This window comes from Streptomyces sp. NPDC054047 (genome assembly GCF_055585065.1).
In genome coordinates, this window is sequence record NZ_JBVJKV010000001.1 from 480,974 (window position 1) to 500,498 (window position 19,525).

General features: G+C 71.8%; 18 protein-coding genes. 11 read left to right on the forward strand and 7 right to left on the reverse strand.

Features of this window, described 5'->3' with window-relative positions; all coding sequences use genetic code 11:
• Positions 1 to 136: 136 nt before the first annotated feature.
• From ACZ6ZP_RS02250 to ACZ6ZP_RS02265, 4 genes are all read right to left on the reverse strand, one after another.
• Positions 137 to 817: a response regulator transcription factor gene (locus ACZ6ZP_RS02250; RefSeq protein ID WP_361470530.1), complete on the reverse strand. Its 681-nt coding sequence runs from the start codon at positions 815 to 817 to the stop codon at positions 137 to 139.
• A complete protein-coding gene (locus ACZ6ZP_RS02255; RefSeq protein WP_351159504.1) occupies positions 814 to 2,052 on the reverse strand; it encodes a sensor histidine kinase in 1,239 nt (412 codons plus the stop codon). The genes ACZ6ZP_RS02250 and ACZ6ZP_RS02255 overlap by 4 nt, the downstream gene beginning before the upstream one ends.
• Before the next feature lie 167 nt (positions 2,053 to 2,219).
• Complete coding sequence (pspAA, locus tag ACZ6ZP_RS02260; RefSeq protein ID WP_351159506.1) at positions 2,220 to 2,498, reverse strand: PspA-associated protein PspAA; 279 nt, start codon at positions 2,496 to 2,498, stop codon at positions 2,220 to 2,222.
• 28 nt (positions 2,499 to 2,526) lie between these two features.
• The gene (locus ACZ6ZP_RS02265; protein WP_351159509.1) at positions 2,527 to 3,318 is read right to left on the reverse strand and encodes a PspA/IM30 family protein; all 792 of its coding nucleotides are present in this window, start codon (positions 3,316 to 3,318) and stop codon (positions 2,527 to 2,529) included.
• A 267-nt stretch (positions 3,319 to 3,585) separates the two neighbouring features.
• Between ACZ6ZP_RS02265 and ACZ6ZP_RS02270 the strand changes: the two genes are divergently transcribed.
• The 3 genes from ACZ6ZP_RS02270 (at position 3,586) to ACZ6ZP_RS02280 (ending at position 6,213) form a co-directional block, all read left to right on the forward strand.
• Positions 3,586 to 4,212 carry a DUF3043 domain-containing protein gene (locus ACZ6ZP_RS02270; protein ID WP_351159511.1) on the forward strand — a complete coding sequence of 209 codons (627 nt, stop codon included), beginning with the start codon at positions 3,586 to 3,588 and terminating at the stop codon, positions 4,210 to 4,212.
• Positions 4,213 to 4,286: 74 nt separating this feature from the next.
• Positions 4,287 to 4,994, forward strand: a complete 708-nt coding sequence (locus tag ACZ6ZP_RS02275) for a class I SAM-dependent methyltransferase (RefSeq protein WP_361470533.1) — start codon at positions 4,287 to 4,289, stop codon at positions 4,992 to 4,994.
• A 151-nt stretch (positions 4,995 to 5,145) separates the two neighbouring features.
• Positions 5,146 to 6,213: a S1C family serine protease gene (locus tag ACZ6ZP_RS02280; RefSeq protein ID WP_351159515.1), complete on the forward strand. Its 1,068-nt coding sequence runs from the start codon at positions 5,146 to 5,148 to the stop codon at positions 6,211 to 6,213.
• Positions 6,214 to 6,278: 65 nt separating this feature from the next.
• On the opposite strand, the gene ACZ6ZP_RS02285 is transcribed toward ACZ6ZP_RS02280, so the two are convergent.
• Positions 6,279 to 6,500, reverse strand: a complete 222-nt coding sequence (locus ACZ6ZP_RS02285; protein ID WP_351159517.1) for a hypothetical protein — start codon at positions 6,498 to 6,500, stop codon at positions 6,279 to 6,281.
• 90 nt (positions 6,501 to 6,590) lie between these two features.
• On the opposite strand from ACZ6ZP_RS02285, the gene ACZ6ZP_RS02290 reads away from it, so the two are divergent.
• The gene (locus ACZ6ZP_RS02290; protein ID WP_351159519.1) at positions 6,591 to 7,790 is read left to right on the forward strand and encodes a bifunctional adenosylcobinamide kinase/adenosylcobinamide-phosphate guanylyltransferase; all 1,200 of its coding nucleotides are present in this window, start codon (positions 6,591 to 6,593) and stop codon (positions 7,788 to 7,790) included.
• A 32-nt stretch (positions 7,791 to 7,822) separates the two neighbouring features.
• Here ACZ6ZP_RS02290 and ACZ6ZP_RS02295 read toward each other — a convergent pair whose 3' ends face one another.
• Positions 7,823 to 8,560 carry a class I SAM-dependent methyltransferase gene (locus tag ACZ6ZP_RS02295; protein ID WP_351159521.1) on the reverse strand — a complete coding sequence of 246 codons (738 nt, stop codon included), beginning with the start codon at positions 8,558 to 8,560 and terminating at the stop codon, positions 7,823 to 7,825.
• A gap of 205 nt (positions 8,561 to 8,765) precedes the next feature.
• On the opposite strand from ACZ6ZP_RS02295, the gene cobT reads away from it, so the two are divergent.
• The 3 genes from cobT to ACZ6ZP_RS02310 all read left to right on the forward strand — a co-directional run bounded on the left by cobT (position 8,766) and on the right by ACZ6ZP_RS02310 (position 12,433).
• Positions 8,766 to 9,911 (forward strand): nicotinate-nucleotide--dimethylbenzimidazole phosphoribosyltransferase, encoded by a 1,146-nt coding sequence (cobT, locus tag ACZ6ZP_RS02300; RefSeq protein WP_351159523.1) that lies wholly within the window; start codon positions 8,766 to 8,768, stop codon positions 9,909 to 9,911.
• A 66-nt stretch (positions 9,912 to 9,977) separates the two neighbouring features.
• Entirely contained in the window at positions 9,978 to 11,726 is a 1,749-nt protein-coding gene (locus tag ACZ6ZP_RS02305; protein WP_469405251.1) for a phosphatidylglycerol lysyltransferase domain-containing protein, read from the forward strand.
• Positions 11,723 to 12,433, forward strand: coding sequence for a hypothetical protein (locus ACZ6ZP_RS02310; protein WP_361470540.1), 711 nt, complete (start codon positions 11,723 to 11,725; stop codon positions 12,431 to 12,433). The genes ACZ6ZP_RS02305 and ACZ6ZP_RS02310 overlap by 4 nt, the downstream gene beginning before the upstream one ends.
• Here the strand turns inward: ACZ6ZP_RS02310 and ACZ6ZP_RS02315 are convergent.
• Positions 12,376 to 13,137: a hypothetical protein gene (locus tag ACZ6ZP_RS02315; protein WP_351159530.1), complete on the reverse strand. Its 762-nt coding sequence runs from the start codon at positions 13,135 to 13,137 to the stop codon at positions 12,376 to 12,378. The genes ACZ6ZP_RS02310 and ACZ6ZP_RS02315 overlap by 58 nt on opposite strands.
• Before the next feature lie 176 nt (positions 13,138 to 13,313).
• Between ACZ6ZP_RS02315 and ACZ6ZP_RS02320 the strand changes: the two genes are divergently transcribed.
• The 4 genes from ACZ6ZP_RS02320 to sucB all read left to right on the forward strand — a co-directional run bounded on the left by ACZ6ZP_RS02320 (position 13,314) and on the right by sucB (position 19,404).
• Complete coding sequence (locus ACZ6ZP_RS02320) at positions 13,314 to 14,096, forward strand: adenosylcobinamide-GDP ribazoletransferase (protein ID WP_469405254.1); 783 nt, start codon at positions 13,314 to 13,316, stop codon at positions 14,094 to 14,096.
• A gap of 192 nt (positions 14,097 to 14,288) precedes the next feature.
• Positions 14,289 to 15,842: a leucyl aminopeptidase gene (locus tag ACZ6ZP_RS02325; RefSeq protein ID WP_351159534.1), complete on the forward strand. Its 1,554-nt coding sequence runs from the start codon at positions 14,289 to 14,291 to the stop codon at positions 15,840 to 15,842.
• 301 nt (positions 15,843 to 16,143) lie between these two features.
• Positions 16,144 to 17,532: a dihydrolipoyl dehydrogenase gene (gene lpdA / locus ACZ6ZP_RS02330; protein WP_351159536.1), complete on the forward strand. Its 1,389-nt coding sequence runs from the start codon at positions 16,144 to 16,146 to the stop codon at positions 17,530 to 17,532.
• A 60-nt stretch (positions 17,533 to 17,592) separates the two neighbouring features.
• Positions 17,593 to 19,404 (forward strand): 2-oxoglutarate dehydrogenase, E2 component, dihydrolipoamide succinyltransferase, encoded by a 1,812-nt coding sequence (gene sucB, locus ACZ6ZP_RS02335; RefSeq protein ID WP_469405255.1) that lies wholly within the window; start codon positions 17,593 to 17,595, stop codon positions 19,402 to 19,404.
• Positions 19,405 to 19,525: the final 121 nt, after the last annotated feature.

Sequence of the window (19,525 nt, forward strand, 5' to 3'; positions counted from 1 at the left end):
TGGCGTACTGCGCAGGAACGGGCACCGGCAGGCCGGTGCCCCCTACACGATCTGCCATGTCCAGAGCAGGAATCGTCACTCCGAGGACCCGTTCTTATGTGGCGCATACTGCGGGCGCAGTACATCGCGTCCGCGCTCACTCCACCCTTGGACGTACCAGGCCCGATTCGTAGGCGATGACGACGAGTTGTGCCCGGTCGCGGGCGCCCAGCTTCGCCATCGCACGGTTCACGTGGGTCTTCACGGTGAGCGGGCTGACCTCGAGCCGCTCGGCGATCTCGTCGTTCGAGTGCCCGCCGGCGACCTGGACCAGGACCTCGCGCTCGCGTCCGGTGAGCGCGTCGAGCCGCTCGGCGCGCACCCCGCCCTCCTCGTCCGAACCGTCGCCCTGGGCGAGGAACTTGGCGATCAGGCCTTTCGTCGCCGCCGGGGAGAGCAGGGCGTCGCCCGCGGCCGCGATCCGGATCGCGCCGAGCAGCTCGTCCGGCTCCGCGCCCTTGCCCAGGAAGCCGGAGGCACCGGCGCGCAGCGACTGCACCACGTACTCGTCGACCTCGAAGGTCGTCAGCATGACCACGCGTACGTGCGCGAGGGCGGGGTCGGCGCTGATCAGGCGGGTGGCGGCGAGGCCGTCCATGCCCGGCATCCGGATGTCCATCAGGACCACGTCCGCGGCCTCGGACCTGGCGAGCTCGACGGCCTCCGCGCCGTCCGACGCCTCGGCGACGACCTCCATGTCGGGCTCGGAGTTGACGAGCACCTTGAACGCGCTGCGCAGCAGTGCCTGATCGTCGGCGAGCAGCACCCGGATCGTCACGCGCTGGTCCCTCCCTCTGCCGGGCTGACCGGCGTTGCCGTGACCGGCAGGATCGCATGGACGCGGAAGCCTCCGCCGTAGCGGGGTCCGGCGGCGCAGCGGCCGCCCAGGGCGCTGACGCGCTCGCGCATGCCGAGGAGGCCGTGCCCGCCGCCGTCGTGCTCGCCGCTCTTCTTCTTCTCGCCGCCGCCGTCGTCCAGGATCGTGACCTCGACGTTCGGCCCTACGCGGATGACGCTGACCTCGGCCTTGGCGCCGGTCCCCGCGTGCTTCTGCACGTTCGTGAGGGCCTCCTGGATGATGCGGTAGGCGGCCAGGTCGACCCCGGCGGGCAGCTCCGCCACCGTGTCGCCGCAGGTCACCTCGACGGGGAGGCCCGCGTGCCGGAAGGTCTCGACGAGGTCGTCGAGGCGGGCCAGGCCAGGCGCGGGTTCGGTGGGCGCCTCGGGGTCGCCGGTCTGCCGCAACAGGCCGACGGTGGCGCGCAGTTCGTTCAGCGCGGAGCGGCTGGCGTCACGTACGTGGGAGAGGGCTTCCTTGGCCTGGTCGGGCCGCTTGTCCATGACGTGGGCGGCGACGCCCGCCTGGACGTTGACGAGGGCGATGTGGTGGGCGACCACGTCGTGCAGGTCGCGGGCGATGCGCAGCCGCTCCTCGGCGACGCGGCGCCGGGCCTCCTCCTCGCGGGTGCGTTCCGCGCGTTCGGCACGTTCGCGTATGGCGTCCACGAAGGCGCGGCGGCTGCGGACGGCGTCACCGGCGGCCGCGGCCATGCCGGTCCAGGCGAAGATGCCGAGGTTCTCCTGGGCGTACCAGGGCAGGGGGCCCGCCAGCATCGCGACTCCGGTGAGCCCGGTGATGGTGACCACGCCGACGCGCCAGGTGGTGGGGCGGTCAGTGGTGGCGGCGACGGTGTAGAGGGCGACGACTGCGCTCATCACGACGGCGCCCCGGAACTCGCCGGTGATCAGGTCGACGACGGAGAGGGCGCAGGTCGCGGCGAGCACGATCCAGGGGGCGCGGCGGCGGAAGATCAGCGCGGTGGCGCCGAGCAGCATCAGGACGAGGCTGAGCACGCCCGGGGTGCGCGTGCCCCAGCTGGGGCCTGCGCCATGGCCGTACGGCTCGATGAAGGAACCGATGACCATGCACACGAGGACGGCTGCCGCGAGGGCGGCGTCCACAGCCAGGGGATGCGCCTTGGCCCAACAGCGGCCTCGCACGAGAGTGGTCACGCCTTAAACGTTACGGGGCCCTGCGGGCGGCTGGGACCGGTCCGACCGCTTGGCCTGCGGCCGACGACGCCCCGGGGTCGGTCCTGGTTCAGCTCCATCTGCCCGGCAGGCCCGTTCCGCCGCTTCGCGCCGGATCTTTCCCGCCCAACCACCCGATCGCCCCGCGGCTAGCCCGGGATCAGGCCGTCGTCGCTCAGCATCTGCCGGACCTCGTCCAGCGTCGCGTCCGGGCCCGGGAGGATCAGCTCGGAGGGTTCCAGGGCGTCGTCCGGGAGGGGTGTGCCCAGCTCCCGGACCTTGTCGAGCAGCGCGCCCAGCGTCCTGCGAAAGCCGGACTCGTCGCCGCTCTGCATCTCTTCGAGCAACTCGTCGTCCAGCTTGTTCAGTTCGGTGAAGTGGCTGTCGGCCAGCTTCACCTGCCCCTCCCCCATGATCCGTACGATCATGTCGCCCTCCTCGGACGTGAGCGGTGACCTACTGCTTGTCGAAGCGCGGGGTGTCCTGCGGCTGCTGGGCCTGGGGCTGTCCCTGACCCGGCTCGATGGCCTGCTTCGACGTCGAGCCTCCGGCCAGCTCGGCCTTCATCCGCTGCAGTTCCAGCTCTACATCAGTACCACCGGAGAGGCGATCCAGCTCGGACTGGATGTCGTCCTTGGCGAGCCCGGAGGAGTCGTCCAGGGCCCCGGAGGCCAGGAGCTCGTCGATCGCGCCCGCCCGCGCCTGGAGCTGCGCGGTCTTGTCCTCGGCGCGCTGGATCGCCATGCCGACGTCGCCCATCTCCTCGGAGATGCCGGAGAAGGCCTCGCCGATCCGGGTCTGCGCCTGGGCGGCTGTGTACGTGGCCTTGATCGTCTCCTTCTTCGTACGGAAGGCGTCGACCTTGGCCTGCAGGCGCTGCGCCGCGAGGGTGAGCTTCTCCTCCTCGCCCTGGAGCGTCTGGTGCTGCGTCTCCAGGTCGGTCACCTGCTGCTGCAGGGCCGCACGGCGCGAGAGCGCCTCACGGGCCAGGTCCTCGCGGCCGAGGGCGAGGGCCTTGCGGCCCTGGTCCTCGAGCGTGGAGGACTGCTTCTGGAGCTGGCTCAGCTGCAACTCCAGGCGCTTGCGCGAGGTCGCCACGTCGGCGACACCGCGGCGCACCTTCTGGAGCAGCTCGAGCTGCTTCTGGTACGAGTAATCGAGGGTTTCGCGCGGGTCCTCGGCCCGGTCAAGGGCCTTGTTCGCCTTCGCGCGGAAGATCATCCCCATACGCTTCATGACACCGCTCATGGGCTTCGCGCGCCCCCTTCTGACGGACTTCCAGCTCCAGGTACTGCTCAGAACCCACAGTACGGGCCCTGCATCCATTACCGCACTGTTCGCGTGCCGATGCGCTCATCCCCAAGGACGACTGTGTCCGGCCGGGCTCAGGCGTAGGGAGTAGGTGCACCCCCGGGAACCGCCCGAAAACCGCTTGTAAACCACACGGAACATCCCCTTAGGCACACAATCAAGACGCCCGGTGTTGCCGGATCGTTCCCCATCGGGCGGAGGTCCATGCGTCAGCACCCCGTACCCTTGGGTTTTGTGTTCCGTAGCCGATCCAAGGACGAGAAGGCCCCGGCGAGCAAGGCCCCGGTGACCGACTCCCAGCAGCCCCGTGACCCGCAGGCCCCCAAGGGCCGCCCCACGCCCAAGCGCAGTGAGGCCCAGACCCAGCGACGCAGCGTGGCCAACACGCCTGTGACGCGCAAGGAGGCGGCGAAGCGGCAGCGCAATGAACGCCGCGTCCAGATGGACAAGCAGCGTCAGGCGCTCGCCAGCGGTGACGAGCGCTATCTGCCCGCCCGCGACAAGGGCCCCGTGCGCAAGTTCGCGCGCGACTTCGTCGACTCGCGGTTCTGCATCGCCGAGTTCTTCCTGCCGCTGGCCGTGATCATCCTCGTACTGAGCATGGTCCGGATCCCGCAGCTCCAGAACATCGCGCTGCTGCTCTGGCTCTTCGTGATCGTCCTGATCATCGTGGACTCGGTGACGACGGCGGTCCGCCTGAAGAAGCGCCTGAACGAGCGCTTCCCGAGCGAGAGCAAGAAGGGCGCCGTCGCGTACGCCCTGATGCGTACGCTCCAGATGCGCCGTCTGAGGCTGCCGAAGCCGCAGGTCAAGCGCGGAGAGCGGCCCTGAGCGGTTTCGCCGGCGGGGCAGCCGCGTGGCTCGAGAAGCTGGGCGGTCTGCGCAATGCCGTACGCCAGGAGCTGGTGACCCGGCAGCTCGACGAGCAGATAGCCGGGCGCTTCCCCGTGGGGCAGCGGCTGCGCGTGCTCGACGTGGGCATGGGGCAGGGCACGCAGGCACTGCGTCTCGCCCGGGCCGGGCACAAGGTGACGGGCGTCGAGCAGGACTCGGCGATGGTGGCCGCGGCGCGCGCCGCGCTCTCCGCGGAGCCCGAGGGCATCCAGGGGCGGGTGCGCATCGTCGAGGGCGACGGGCGCGAGACCGGGGTGCACTTCCTGCCGGGAAGCTTCGACGTCGTGCTGTGCCACGGCGTCCTGATGTACGTCGACGAGCCGGACGCGCTGCTCGCGGGCCTGGCCCGGATGCTGGCCCACGGAGGGCTGCTCTCCCTCCTCGTGCGCAACGCGGACGCGCTGGCCATGCGGCCGGGGCTCGCCGGGGACTGGGCGGGGGCGACGGCCGCCTTCGACTCCACCGTGTACCGCAATCGGCTCGGCATCGAGGCGCGGGCGGACCGGCTCGACGCCGTGTCCTCGTCGCTCGCGGGGATCGCCGCGCCGCTGCACGCCTGGTACGGCGTGCGGGTCTTCACCGACGGCGCGTCGGACGACGCGGTTCCCCCTGAGGACGCGGAGTTGGCGGCGTTGCTCGCCGCCGAGGAGCGGGCCGGGCGGACCGATCCCTATCGGCGGGTGGCCGCCCTGCTGCACGTCTGCGGCGTGCGGGACTGACTGGACCGCCGCCTGAACCGCCGCCTGGCGGCGGACGTTTCCCGCCCACCCACCCGATTGCCTCGCGGCACAGTCGGTGAGGGTGGGCCGAACGCCCTGATCGGCCCTCTAATTCAGGGCGCCACACGGGGACGAACAGGACACTCGGGACATGACTGTCTCGCGTACCCGTACCCGTCACGTCACCGCCGCCGTCACCGCCGCCGTCATCGCCACAGGCCTCCTCATCGGCGGCTGTTCCGGATCCGGTTCCGGGGACTCCGGTGAATCCACCACTCAGGCCGCGCCTCTGGCGGAGAGCGATCTGCAGGACGACTACCAGCAGGTCATCAAGGACGTCCTGCCGTCGGTCGTCCAGATCGACGCCTCCGAGAGCCTCGGCTCCGGAGTGGTCTACGACGACAAGGGCCATGTCGTCACCAACGCCCATGTCGTGGGCAAGGAAGAGACCTTCAAGGTCACGACGGCCACCGGCGAGCAGGCCCTCACCGCCAAGCTCGTGGCCACCTACCCCGAGCAGGACCTCGCCGTCATCAAGCTCGACGACCCGCCCAGCGGGCTCAAGGCCGCGAAGTTCGCCGACTCCACCAAGGCCGAGGTCGGGCAGATCGTGCTCGCCATGGGTTCGCCGCTCGGCCTGTCGTCCAGCGTCACGCAGGGCATCATCTCCGCCACCGGCAGGACCGTCAGCGAGCCCCGTACGGAGGGTGCGGCCGGGGCCACCATCGCGAACATGGTGCAGACGTCCGCCGCGATCAACCCGGGCAACAGCGGCGGCGCCCTGGTCACCCTCGACAGCGAGGTCATCGGCATCCCGACGCTCGCCGCGACCGACCCGGGCATGGGCGACAGCGCCGCGCCCGGCATCGGGTTCGCGATCCCGTCCTCGATGGTGAAGACCGTCGCCGACCAGATCATCAAGGACGGCAAGGTCACCGACTCGGGCCGGGCCGCCCTCGGCATCACGGGCCGCACGGTCCTCGGCGACGACTACAAGCCCGCGGGTGTCGCCGTCGTCGAGGCACAGAAGGACGGCGCCGCGGCCAAGGCGGGCCTCGAGGCCGGCGACATCATCACCGAGCTGGGCGATGCCGAGATCACCACGATCACCTCGCTCTCCGAGGCGCTCGCCGGGGAGAAGCCGGGCGAGAAGGCGCAGGTGACGTACGTGAGGGACGGCGCCGACAAGACCGCCGACGTCACGCTGGGCGAGATGTAGGAACGGCCCCGCGTGCGAGGGGGGTGGCCGCTGGTGCGGCCACCCCCCTCGCGTTCAGGCGTCACTCATCCCTGCGCCGCGTCCTCCGCGTGCAGGCTCATCGGCCCATAGATCTTGTTCGCGTCCTCGAAGAGCGACACCTGGTCGGCGCCGCCCTCGGCGAGCTCCTTCCAGAACTCGCCGACCCAGGACTCCGCGTCCCCCTGAGTCGTGAACTCTTCGGGCGTGAGAGCGGGCTGGACCTCTGTCCCGTCCGCCTTCTCGAACCGCCACGTCCATGCCGCCATGCGAGCCTCCCGATGGTCCGACAGCCGTTTGAAGCCGCTTGAAGCCTAGCCGGGCGAGCGGCGCTCGCGTCGACGCGGGAGGATCTTCCTGTGGAACTGACTCTGCTCGGCACCGGCGACCCCGAAGGCCTGCCCCGCCCCGGCTGCCCCTGCGCGGCCTGCGCGACCGCGCTCGGCGGCGCCGCACGTGCCGCGACCGCACTGCTCGTGGACGGCGTCCTGCTGCTCGACCTCACCCCTGGCGCCGCCTTCGCGGCCGCCCGCTCCGGGCACTCGCTCGGCGGCGTGCGCCAGGTCCTGCTCTCCCATCCGCACGACGGCCCCTCGGTGGAGGTGCCGGCCGGCCTGCCGCAGCCGGGCCGGGTGCCCGACGGGCGTGAGCTCGCGCTGCTCACCGGGCACCGGGTGCGCGCGGTGGCGATGGACCATCCGGGCACGGGGTACGAGGTGGTGGGCCCCGACGGGGAGCGGCTGCTGTATCTGCCGCCGGACGGCGCCCCCGCCGGGGTGCCGGACGGGCAACCCGCGTACGAGATGGTCCTCGCCGATGTCGTCGGGCGCCCCGACGGGCTCGCGCGGCTGCGGGCGGCCGGGGCCATCGGGCCGACCACGGACGTCATCGCCGTCCATCTGGGCCATGAGGTGCCGCCGGGCGCGGAGCTGACCCGCAGGCTGGCCGCCGCGGGCGCGCGGGCCGTGCCGGACGGGACGACGCTGGTGGTCGGCGCCTACGAGGACGTACCGGACGTGCCACGCCGCACCCTCGTCCTGGGCGGCGCCAGGTCGGGGAAGTCGGTGGAGGCCGAGCGGCGCCTGGAGGCCTTCCCCGATGTGCTGTACGTGGCCACCGGCGGGACCAGGAACGGCGACTCCGAGTGGGCGGACCGGGTGAGCGCCCACCGGGAGCGGCGGCCCGGGTCGTGGAGCACCGCCGAGACCTGCGACCTCGTGCCGCTGCTCGCCGAGAGCGGCCCTCCCCTGCTCATCGACTGCCTCTCGCTGTGGCTGACGTACGCCATGGACGAGGTGAACGCGTGGGACGACGACGAATGGGCGGGCGGCGGCGAGCGGGCGCTGCGCAAGCGGGTCGCCGAGCTGACGGACGCGGTGCGCGCGAGTCGGCGCACGGTCGTCGCCGTCTCGAACGAGGTCGGCTCGGGCATCGTCCCGGCGACCGCTTCGGGCCGCCGCTACCGCGATGAACTGGGCCGTCTGAACGCGGCGTTCGCATCGGAGTGCGAGCACGTGCTGCTTGTCGTGGCGGGCCAGGCGCTCGCCCTGCGGGGCTGACCCGGCCGGTCACGCGTCCGGTCACGTGTCCTTCACGCGTCCGGGTTACGGCGTGCGACGACCCGGTAGGCGTTGGAGAACCGGGTGCGGCTGACCACGGGGGCGATGAGCCGGTCGGCCAGGGCCGCGGCGGCGAGGAGCGGGACCGCGAGGCGGGCCGCGGCGCGGATGCGGCCGAGGGCGAGGGCGAGACCCGCGGTCAGGTCGAAGGGGACGTGCGCCGCGCGCAGGTCGGTGGCCACGACGCTGTAGCCGAGGCTCTCCAGCTCGCGTCGCAGAGCGGTGAGCGGGATGCGGTGGTGGGGCTCGGGCCTGATCCAGCCCCTGCCCAGGAGCCTGGCGTACCGGCTCTCCGGGACCGGGACCTCGATCATCAGATGGCCGCCGGGCCGCAACACCGTGCGGGCGGCGATGAGTTCGATGCGCGGGTCGGCGCTGCGCTCCAGGTAGTGGAACATGCTCAGCGCGTCGTAGCGCCCCGCCAGCTTGGGCGCCAGGTCGGCGAGGAGCCCGCGGTGGGCCTCCTCGACGCGGCCCGCCCTGCGGCCCTCCTCCACGCGCTCGGTGGGGTCGAGGCCGTCGAAGGCGGTGTACGGGTGCACCTGCTGGGCCACGGCGGGGAAGTGCCCGTGCCCTGTGTCGATGTCCAGCCAGCTCTCGGGCTCGATGAACCGGCCCATGGCGCGGGCCCGCGCCTGGTGGCGGCGGGTGGCATGCGGGACGGCGAAGATCTTCTCGGCCTGGGCGGCGGCGGCCTGGGCGGCGTCCATGGGCGTGGCAGGCTCCTCTGTCGGGCGGTGCGAGCGGTACGCAGGCGAGTAACACGACAAGCCACTCCAAACGGTACGTAAGGGATGATCGACACCGGCGCAGCGACACCGTGGACGTGCCGCGCCCCGTGGTCCCGCTCGCGCGGGGACGCCTGCCGCCGGGCCGTCCGAACCCGGGTCCGGCCCTGCCGGTACTGTTCGGCGAATGAGCTCGCTGAATCTCGACGACTTCACCGACCTGATCGAGCGGCCCGACGGCGGGGTGCGCCGCGACGCCGAGGAGCGCAGGGAGCGGCAGAGCGTGCCGCCCGGGGCGCTCGGCCGCCTGGACGAACTGGGCGAGTGGCTCTCCGCGGCGCAGTCGTCGGTGCCGGTCAAGCCGATCGAGCGACCGCGCGTGATCCTCTTCGCGGGTGACCACGGGGTCGCGGGACTCGACGTGTCCGCGCGGCCCGCGGGCAGCGCGGCCGAGCTCGTCCGTGCCGTACTCTCCGGCGCGAGCCCCGTCTCCGTCCTCGCGCGCCGCCTCGACGTCTCCGTCCGGGTCGTCGACATGGCCCTGGACTGCGACCCCGCCGAGCTGCCCGCCGAGGTGGCGGGGCACCGGGTGCGGCGCGGCTCGGGGCGCGTCGACATCGAGGACGCGCTATCGGCCGCCGAGGCCGAGGCGGCGGTGCGGGCCGGGATGGCCGTCGCCGACGAGGAGGCGGACTCCGGGACCGACCTGGTCGTGCTCGGCGATGTGAGCGTGGGCGGCACGACGCCAGCGGCGACGCTGGTCGCCGCGCTGTGCGGGACCGACGCGTCCGTGGTGACCGGTCGCGGCGGCTCACCGATCGACGACCTGGCGTGGATGCGCAAGTGCGCGGCGGTCCGGGACTCGCTGCGGCGGGCGCGGCCCGTACTCGGGGATCAGCTGGAGCTGCTCGCGACGGTGGGCGGCGCGGACATCGCCGCCATGACCGGGTTCCTGCTCCAGTGCGCGGTGCGGCGTACGCCGGTCATCCTGGACGGCGTCGTGGCGTCGGCGGCGGCGCTGGTCGCCCAGCGGGTCGCCTTCCGGGCGCCGGACTGGTGGCTCGCGGGGCACAACAGCGGGGAGCCCGCGCAGGCCAAGGCCCTGGACCGGATGGCGCTCGATCCCGTCCTGGAGCAGGGCGTGCAGGTGGGCGAGGGCCTGGGCGCGCTGCTCGCGCTGCCTCTGGTGCGGGCCGCGGCGGCGCTCTCCGCCGAACTGCCCGAGCGGAAGCCGGAGCCGGAATCGGAGCCGGAGCCGGAGGCCGAGCCCGAGACGGCTCCGGAGACCGAGCCGGAGCCCAAGGCCCACGCCCCGGAGCCCGAAGGAGCCTGAAGCGGGCAGGCGGCGCGGCTGGTCACAGCCGAGGGCGGCCCGGCATGCCCCATATGATCCCTTTTCATGGGAGATGAGCAATCTGCTGCCGGGCGCCGTCAGCGTCTCGCCGCGGCCTTCAGTGTCTGGTACCTCCGCGCCGTCACCTTCATCAACTTTCTGAGCGCGGTCTGGGTCTCCCTCGGGCAGGATCTGCGGCGGCACAACACCGAGAACTACTTCACGCCGTACCTGCTCACCGCGGGCTTCGCCTCCGGTGCGTTCACGATGTTCCTGGCCATTACGATGCGCCGCCGCAAACGCGCAGCGTGGATTCTCAACCTCGTACTCAGCGGGCTCTTCCTGCTTCTCTTCGCGTTCGCGATGGTCTTCCCGGAGATCCGCCGACACGCGCAGAACTGGATCTCCCTCGCCTTGACCGCCGCTTTCGTCGCCGCGCTGGTCGTCGGGCGGCGGGAGTTCTACGCCAAGGGCGACCGCTCCAATCCGAAGCTCGCCGCGGCCGTCGCCGTCGGCGGCCTGCTCGTGACCTCGCTGGTCGCCGCGTTCCTGGTCACCGTCACCAACCGCGCCCACGACGACTACCGTTCGACCTTCCTCGACCGCTGGCGCTACGGCACGATGCGCCTGGTCTCGCTGGCCGCCGACGACAGGCGGTTCGAGGGCATCACCACGCCCGGCTGGGTCAACGTCACCATCAACGTGCTCAGCACGCTCCTCCTCCTGGCCGTCCTGTACGCCGCGTTCCGCTCACGCAGGGCGGTCGACCCGCTCACCGAGGACGACGAGCGGAGGCTGCACGAACTGCTCGACAAGTACGGCGAGCGCGACTCGCTCGGCTACTTCGCGCTGCGCCGCGAGAAGAGCGTCGTGTGGTCGCCGAGCGGCAAGGCCGCGGTCGCCTACCGGGTGATCGGGGGCGTCTCGCTGGCCTCCGGCGATCCGATCGGGGACCCGGAGGCCTGGCCCGGCGCCATCGAGCCCTGGCTCGCCGACGCCCGCGAGCACGGCTGGCTGCCCGCCGTGATGGGCGCGAGCGAGGAGGCGGGCACGATCTACGCCCGGCACGGCCTCGACGCCCTGGAACTCGGCGACGAAGCCATCGTCGAGACCGCCGAGTTCACCCTCGAAGGACGGGCCATGCGGACCGTCCGCCAGGCCTACAACCGGGTCAAGCGGGCCGGTTACGAGGTGCGGATCCGCCGCCACGAGGACATCCCGGCCGACGAGATGGCCTACCTCCTCAAGCGGGCCGACGACTGGCGCGACGGGGCCACCGAGCGCGGCTTCTCCATGGCGCTCGGACGGCTCGGCGACCCCGAGGACGGGCGGTGCGTGATGCTCGAATGCACCGATGGCGACGGCGAGTTGAGGGCTGTGCTCTCCTTCGTGCCGTGGGGGCCGCGCGGGCTCTCGCTCGACCTGATGCGGCGCGACCGCGACGCCGAGAACGGCCTGATGGAGTTCATGGTCATCGAGCTGCTCCAGCGCGCCGCCGAGATCAAGATCACTCAGGTCTCGCTGAACTTCGCGATGTTCAGGTCGGTCTTCGAACGTGGCTCGCGGCTCGGCGCGGGCCCGGTCCTGCGGCTGTGGCGCTCCCTGCTCACTTTCTTCTCGCGGTGGTGGCAGATCGAGTCGCTGTACCGCGCCAACGCGAAGTACCGCCCGATCTGGGAGCCGCGCTTCCTTCTCTTCGAGAAGAGCGGCGATCTGCCGCGCATCGGCATCGCGTCGGCCCGCGCGGAGGGCTTCCTGGAAGCGCCGGGCCTGCCGAAGTGGCTGCACCGCAAGCATCTGGAGTCCCGACGATGAGTTCCCTGGCCGCGGGCCGGCTGACCCGTCTGGCGCGTACCGAGTGGGGGCCGCTGTACGCCGTCGTGCGCGACGGCGTCGCCGAGCGGCGGTGGCGGGCGGCGCCCATGACGCTGGCCGCCGTCTGCCTGACGGCCCTCTTCCAGTTCGTGCAGAACCAGTCCTGGGGCTATCAGTTCGTGCAGAACATCGGCTCCGTACGGGCCGAGGACCCGCTCTGGCTCGCGCTGCTGCGCACCCCGCTCTCGCTCTTCGTGCCCGCGCTCGACCTGCCCGTGTGGGGCGCGCTCGTACAGATCCTGCTGGTGTTCGGCATCGCGGAGATCTGCGTCGGCTGGTGGCGCACGCTCCTCGTCGGCTACGCGGCCACCCTCGCCGGGACGCTCTACGCGCGCGCGGGCATCGAGTGGGGCCCCGGCAACCCGCTGGGGCTGCCCGCGTCCGACGCGCGGGTCGTCGACACCGGCCCTTCCGCCGCGGTGGTGGGGCTCGCGGTGTACGTGTGCTGGCGCTACCGGGCCTGGTTCACGGCGGGGCTGGTGATCGCCGTGATGGTCGCCGAGGTCTTCGTCAAGAACAACCTCGCGGGCAAGGAGCATCTCGCCGCGATCGCCGCTGTGCTGGTGCTGTGCGGCTGCTCGGAGGTGCTTCAGCGGCGGCGCGGGCGGGCCAGTTCCGGGTCGGGTTTGCCGCCGATCCAGTCCTGAACCCTGCGGCGCGGGCCCGCCCAGCGGCGGTCGTGGTGGTAGGCCCGCAGGCCCGCTCGGGCGCGGGTGCGGTGCCGGTTGCGGTAGAAGCGCCTGGCCCACGCCGATCCCGGGCGGGCCAGGCGGATCGCGCCCACCATCGCCACCAGCGGGACCACCATGCCGATCAGGGCGGTCCGCAGCTTGCCCTTGGCCAACGCGACCAGGGCGAAGCAGCAGTTGACGGCGACGTTCAGGGCCAGGCCCGCGCGGTTGCCGCGCTCCTCGGGCGTCAGGTCGTTCACGCCGAACGGGGTGAAGCCGGTGAGCACGAGCACCACCAGGGCCGCGGTCAGCATCACGACCTCGACGCTCTTGCGGCCCTGCTCGCTCCAGTAGACGTCGTCGAGGTAGAGGATCAGCGCGAACTCGTCGAGTACGAGACCCGCGCCGACCCCGAAGATGACGGCCGCGAACATCGAGGCGAGGCTGTGCCGACCGGCCGCGACCGCCCAGAACCCTCCCACGAGCATGAGGAAGATGCCGGGCACCACGTGGTGGATGTGGACGTCGCCCGAGCTGATGTTCCGGAAGGGGCCCTTGCCCGCGCGGATCAGGCGGGTGATGGTGCGGGTGACGAGGAACGAGCCCACGAAGGAGAGCAGGGCCAGCAGGAGCGGGAGCTTTCCCGGCTCCACGATGTTTCTCGCCCACCAGTCGGCCATGGGGCCATCCTGGGCCGGGGGTCCGCTTGCCGCATTTCGCTTCGGGCGCGTGGGGGTCTGCCTGTGCCGCCGCTGCGCGGCGGATCTTTCCCGCCCACCCACCCGATCACCCCTCAGCGGCCATCGTTGTGCCCGGTGCCGATGGATCAGGCGTACCGCCCAGGTAATCTTCCGCGGTGCCCCGAACCTCCCCCGCCGACAGCCTCCGCTTCGCCTTCGGCACGCTCACCGCGCTCCCGGTCAGAGTCACCCGCTGGGACCGCGACGCCGCCCGCGGCGGCATGCTCTGCGCCCCCCTGGCGGGGCTGGTCGTCGGGCTCTGCGCCGCCGCGCTCGGCGCCGCGCTCATGGCCCTTGGCGCAGGCCCCCTCCTCGCCGCCACCGCGACCGCCGCAACCCCCGCCGCACTCACCCGCGGCCTCCACCTCGACGGCCTCGCCGACACCGCCGACGGACTCGGCAGCGCCAAACCCGCCGACCAGGCGCTCCGGATCATGAAGCAGTCCGACGTCGGCCCCTTCGGCGTCATCACGCTGCTCTTCACCCTGCTCGCCCAAGTGGCCGTCCTCTTCCAGCTGTACGAGGACTCCTGGACCCGGGGCGCGCTCGCCGCGGTCGTCTCGGCGGCCGCCGCCCGCCTCGCCCTCACCCTGGCCGCCCGCACGGGCGTCCCCCCGGCCCGCCCGGAGGGGCTCGGGGCCGCGGTGGCCGGGACGGTCCCCCGGGGCGCCGCCCTGCTCACGGCGGCGTTCGTCGCCGCGGTGGCCGCGATCGCCGCCGCGCCCTTCGGGACGTACGAGACCGTCCAGTACGCGGCCGGCGTCGTCCTCGCGGTCTGCGCCGCCGAGCTCCTCCTGCGGCACTGCGTCCGCCGCTTCGGAGGCATCACCGGCGACGTCTTCGGCGCGCTCGCCGAGACCGCCGCCACGATGTGCCTGGTCGTCCTGGCACTTGGCTGAAGCGTGGCGCCGCCCGCCGCTTTGAAACATAAATGCGGCGCCACGAACGGATGAATCTCTACCGACACGATCGAATGGGCACGACGCGCGTAGGCTCATGTTCGGCGCTTTCCGGCCCGTTCTAGGCTGGCGCCGGGCGGGTCGACCCACCCCATCGGCCAAAGAACTCTACGGAAGCGAGAATTCACCACCGTGACTGCTCTGACTCTCAGCACCGCCGCCGCGTCCGGCCTCCGTGCCGACGCGATCGTCGTCGGCGTCGCCAAGGGCACTGCCTCAGCCAAGGGGACTCTGGTTGTCGCGCCCGGCGCCGAGACCGTGGACAAGGCGTACGACGGCAAGCTCGCGTCCGTTCTGGAGACCCTCGGCGCCACCGGCGGCGAGGGCGAGGTGACCAAGCTGCCCGCGCCCTCCGGCTTCAAGGCGCCGGTCGTCCTCGCGGTCGGCCTCGGCACGGTGCCGGAGAAGGACGAGACGTACGGCACGGATGCCCTGCGCCGCGCCGCCGGTACCGCCGCGCGCGCCCTGTCCGGCTCGAAGAAGGCCGCGTTCGCGCTGCCCGCCGAGGACGCCGATGACGCCGGCGCGATCGCCGAGGGCGCGCTGCTCGGCGCGTACTCCTTCGACGCGTACAAGGACAACGGCACCGCGAAGGGCAAGAACGCCAAGGACGGCAAGGACGCCAAGGGTCCGCTCGCCGAGATCGTCCTGCTCGGCGGCAAGCCCCGCGACAAGGCGTACAAGGCCGCGGTCGAGCGCGCCATCGCCGTGTCCGAGGAGCTCAACCGCGCCCGCGACCTCATCAACACGCCGCCGAACGACCTGAACCCCGAGGCCTTCGCCGCGGTCGCCTCCGCGGCCGCCAAGGAGCACGGGATCAAGGTCCAGGTCCTGGACGAGAAGGCGCTCGCCAAGGGCGGCTACGGCGGCATCCTCGGCGTCGGCATCGGCTCGGACGCCCCGCCGCGCCTGGTCAAGCTCTCGTACACGTCGTCCAAGGCGAAGAAGCACCTCGCCTTCGTCGGCAAGGGCATCACGTACGACTCGGGCGGCATCTCGCTGAAGCCCGCCGGTCACAACGAGACCATGAAGTGCGACATGGCCGGCGCGGCCGCCGTCTTCGCCGCCGTCGTCTCCGCGGCCCGCCTGGGCCTCGAGGTGAACGTCACCGGCTGGCTGGCACTGGCCGAGAACATGCCGTCCGGCTCCGCGACCCGCCCCGGCGACGTCCTGCGGATGTACAGCGGCAAGTCCGTCGAGGTGCTCAACACCGACGCCGAGGGCCGTCTGGTCCTGGCCGACGCGATCGCCAAGGCCTCCGAGGACAAGCCCGACGCGATCGTCGACGTGGCGACGCTGACCGGCGCCATGATGATGGCGCTCGGCAACCGCACCTTCGGGATCATGGCCAACGACGACGCGTTCCGCGCCGCGATCCACGACGCGTCCGAGGACGCGGGCGAGCCGTCCTGGCCGATGCCGCTGCCCGAGCACCTGAAAAAGGGCATGGACTCCCCCACCGCCGACATCGCCAACATGGGCGAGCGCATGGGCGGCGGTCTGGTGGCCGGTCTCTTCCTCCAGGAGTTCGTCGGCGAGGGCATCACCTGGGCGCACCTGGACATCGCGGGCCCGGCCTTCAACGAGGGCGGCCCGTTCGGCTACACGCCCAAGGGCGGCACCGGCACCGCGGTGCGCACCCTGGTCCGCCTCGCCGAGCGCACGGCCGCGGGCGACCTCGGCTGACCTGCCGGTCCGTCGTACGCGGGCAGGGGCCCGGACATCCAGGTGTCCGGGCCCCTGCCGATTTCGCCCTCGACGAAATCCGTACGTTCATACGCCTGAGCAACGCCCGACGTGGCGAATCAGACGTCTCACAGCCCGGCCCGCCGTCCCACCTCTCGCCGACAAGTGCGAAGATGGGTTCTCGGCAGGACAGGGCCCCCACCACAGGGCCGAAACAAGAGCGGCCGATACCAGCCGACCGACCGGTCGTCCCCCGAGAAAAGGGGTCCGGCGTACGGCGCACATGCATGGAGGACGTGACGTGGCGAACGACGCCAGCACCGTTTTCGACCTAGTGATCCTCGGCGGCGGTAGCGGCGGTTACGCCGCGGCACTGCGCGCGTCGCAGCTGGGCCTGGACGTCGCCCTGATCGAGAAGGGCAAGGTCGGCGGCACCTGCCTGCACAACGGCTGCATCCCGACGAAGGCGCTGCTGCACGCCGGCGAGATCGCCGACCAGGCACGCGAGGCCGACCAGTTCGGAGTGAAGGCCACCTTCGAGGGCATCGACATGGCGGCCGTCCACAAGTACAAGGACGACGTGATCTCGGGCCTCTACAAGGGCCTCCAGGGACTCATCGCCTCGCGCAAGGTGACGTACATCGAGGGCGAGGGCAAGCTCTCGTCGCCGACCTCCGTGGACGTGAACGGCCAGCGTGTCCAGGGCCGCCACGTGCTCCTCGCGACCGGCTCCGTGCCGAAGTCGCTGCCGGGCCTGGAGATCGACGGCAACCGCATCATCTCCTCGGACCACGCGCTGACCCTGGACCGCGTGCCGAAGTCCGCGATCATCCTGGGCGGCGGCGTCATCGGCGTCGAGTTCGCCTCGGCGTGGAAGTCCTTCGGCTCCGAGGTCACCGTCGTCGAGGGCCTCAAGCACCTCGTGCCGGTGGAGGACGAGAACTCCTCGAAGCTTCTTGAGCGCGCGTTCCGCAAGCGCGGCATCAAGTTCAACCTCGGCACCTTCTTCGAGAAGGCCGAGTACACGCAGGACGGCGTCCGCGTGACCCTCGCCGACGGCAAGACCTTCGAGGCCGAGGTGCTTCTGGTCGCCATCGGCCGCGGCCCGGTCTCCGCCGGTCTCGGCTACGAGGAGCAGGGCGTCGCGATGGACCGCGGCTACGTCCTCGCCGACGAGTACATGCAGACCAACGTCCCGACCATCTCGGCCGTGGGCGACCTGGTGCCGACCCTCCAGCTCGCGCACGTCGGCTTCGCCGAGGGCATCCTGGTGGCGGAGCGCCTGGCCGGTCTCAAGACCGTCCCGATCGACTACGACGGCGTGCCGAAGGTGACGTACTGCCACCCCGAGGTCGCCTCCGTGGGCATCACCGAGGCCAAGGCCAAGGAGATCTACGGCGCGGACAAGGTCGTCGCCCTCAAGTACAGCCTGGCGGGCAACGGCAAGAGCAAGATCCTCAAGACCGCGGGCGAGATCAAGCTCGTCCAGGTCAAGGACGGTGCCGTGGTCGGCGTCCACATGGTCGGCGACCGCATGGGCGAGCAGGTCGGCGAAGCCCAGCTGATCTACAACTGGGAAGCGCTGCCGGCCGAGGTCGCCCAGCTCATCCACGCCCACCCGACGCAGAACGAGGCGATGGGCGAGGCCCACCTGGCCCTCGCGGGCAAGCCGCTGCACTCCCACGACTGACCCTCAGTTTCGGGCGCGACGACCACAGACTTCCGCAATTCGTAAGGAGCAACTGAAACCATGGCGGTTTCCGTATCCCTTCCGGCGCTCGGCGAGAGCGTCACCGAGGGCACTGTCACCCGTTGGCTGAAGGCCGAGGGCGAGCGCGTCGAGGCCGACGAGCCGCTGCTCGAGGTCTCGACCGACAAGGTCGACACCGAGATCCCCTCCCCTGCCGCCGGCATCCTGGCGTCCATCAAGGTCGCCGAGGACGAGACCGTCGAGGTCGGCGCCGAGCTGGCCGTCATCGACGACGGCAGCGGCGCCCCCGCCGCCGAGTCCGCCCCGGCCGCCGAGCCGGCGCAGGCCGAGGCCCCGGCCCCGGCCGCCGAGGCCCCCGCGGCTCCGGCTCCCGCCGCCGAGGCGCCCGCCGCCGAGGCCCCTGCCGCACCGGCCGGTGGCGCCTCCGGTACCGACGTCACGCTGCCCGCACTGGGCGAGTCGGTCACCGAGGGCACCGTCACCCGTTGGCTGAAGGAGGTCGGCGAGGAGGTCGCGGAGGACGAGCCCCTGCTCGAGGTCTCCACGGACAAGGTCGACACCGAGATCCCCTCCCCGACCGCGGGCGTGCTGCTCGAGATCGTCGTGGGCGAGGACGAGACCGCCGAGGTCGGTGCCAAGCTCGCCGTCATCGGCGCTCCCGGTGCCGCGCCGGCTCCCGCCAAGGAGGAGGCCCCGGCCGCCCCCGCGCAGCAGGAGGCCCCGAAGCAGGAGGCGCCCAAGCAGGAGGCCGCCCCGGCTCCCGCGCAGCCCGCCGCTCCGGCACAGCCCGCCGCCCCCGCGCAGCCCGCCGCCCCGGCGCAGCCCGCGGCTCCGGCCGCTCCGGCCGCGCCCGCCCAGGCCAAGCCCGCCGCTCAGGCACCGGCCGCGCCTGCCGCCCCGGCGTCCCCGGCCTCGCCGGCCGATGACGGCGCGTACGTCACGCCGCTGGTGCGCAAGCTGGCCAACGAGCACGGCGTGAGCCTCTCGGACGTCAAGGGCACCGGCGTCGGTGGCCGCATCCGCAAGCAGGACGTCATCGCGGCCGCCGAGGCCAAGAAGACCGCTCCGGCTCCGGCCGCCGCCGCTGCCCCGGCCGCCGCGAAGGCCCCGGCCATCGAGGCGTCCCCGCTGCGCGGCCAGACGGTCAAGATGACCCGCATGCGCAAGGTCATCGGCGACAACATGATGAAGGCGCTGCACTCGCAGGCCCAGCTGACCTCGGTCGTCGAGGTCGACATCACGAAGCTGATGAAGCTGCGCGCCAAGGCGAAGGACTCGTTCGCGGCTCGCGAGGGCGTCAAGCTCTCCCCGATGCCGTTCTTCGTCAAGGCCGCCGCCCAGGCGCTGAAGGCCCACCCGGTCGTCAACGCCCGGATCAACGACGACGAAGGCACCATCACGTACTTCGACTCGGAGAACATCGGCATCGCCGTTGACGCCGAGAAGGGTCTGATGACGCCGGTCATCAAGGGTGCGGGCGACCTGAACATCGCCGGTATCTCCAAGAAGACCGCCGAGCTGGCCGGCAAGGCCCGTGGCGGTGGCCTCACCCCGGACGACATGTCCGGCGCCACCTTCACGGTCTCCAACACCGGTTCGCGCGGTGCCCTGTTCGACACGGTCATCGTGCCGCCGAACCAGGCCGCGATCCTGGGCATCGGTGCCACGGTCAAGCGTCCGGTCGTCATCAACCACCCGGACCTCGGCGAGACCATCGCCATCCGTGACATGACGTACCTCTCGCTCTCCTACGACCACCGTCTGGTGGACGGCGCGGACGCCGCCCGCTACCTGACCACGGTCAAGGCGATCCTGGAGGCCGGCGAGTTCGAGGTCGAGCTCGGCCTGTAGTCGTGCGGCCCGCAGGGCTGTAAGACTCGTCTCATCAGGGCGTACGCCCCCGTTCGGAGGTTTCCGGGCGGGGGCGTCGCCGTATTGTCTAGGGGTCACCACGCCCTGGGGCGCTGCCCCC

What these genes read in the sequence shown, in the direction of transcription:
- pspAA (WP_351159506.1), bottom strand. Translation starts at nt 2,498, where the DNA reads ATGATCGTACGGATCATGGGGGAGGGGCAGGTGAAGCTGGCCGACAGC.
- ACZ6ZP_RS02265 (WP_351159509.1), bottom strand. Translation starts at nt 3,318, where the DNA reads ATGAGCGGTGTCATGAAGCGTATGGGGATGATCTTCCGCGCGAAGGCG.
- ACZ6ZP_RS02270 (WP_351159511.1), top strand. Translation starts at nt 3,586, where the DNA reads ATGCGTCAGCACCCCGTACCCTTGGGTTTTGTGTTCCGTAGCCGATCC.
- ACZ6ZP_RS02280 (WP_351159515.1), top strand. Translation starts at nt 5,146, where the DNA reads ATGACTGTCTCGCGTACCCGTACCCGTCACGTCACCGCCGCCGTCACC.
- ACZ6ZP_RS02285 (WP_351159517.1), bottom strand. Translation starts at nt 6,500, where the DNA reads ATGGCGGCATGGACGTGGCGGTTCGAGAAGGCGGACGGGACAGAGGTC.
- ACZ6ZP_RS02295 (WP_351159521.1), bottom strand. Translation starts at nt 8,560, where the DNA reads ATGGACGCCGCCCAGGCCGCCGCCGCCCAGGCCGAGAAGATCTTCGCC.
- cobT (WP_351159523.1), top strand. Translation starts at nt 8,766, where the DNA reads ATGAGCTCGCTGAATCTCGACGACTTCACCGACCTGATCGAGCGGCCC.
- ACZ6ZP_RS02305 (WP_469405251.1), top strand. Translation starts at nt 9,978, where the DNA reads ATGGGAGATGAGCAATCTGCTGCCGGGCGCCGTCAGCGTCTCGCCGCG.
- ACZ6ZP_RS02310 (WP_361470540.1), top strand. Translation starts at nt 11,723, where the DNA reads ATGAGTTCCCTGGCCGCGGGCCGGCTGACCCGTCTGGCGCGTACCGAG.
- ACZ6ZP_RS02315 (WP_351159530.1), bottom strand. Translation starts at nt 13,137, where the DNA reads ATGGCCGACTGGTGGGCGAGAAACATCGTGGAGCCGGGAAAGCTCCCG.
- sucB (WP_469405255.1), top strand. Translation starts at nt 17,593, where the DNA reads ATGGCGGTTTCCGTATCCCTTCCGGCGCTCGGCGAGAGCGTCACCGAG.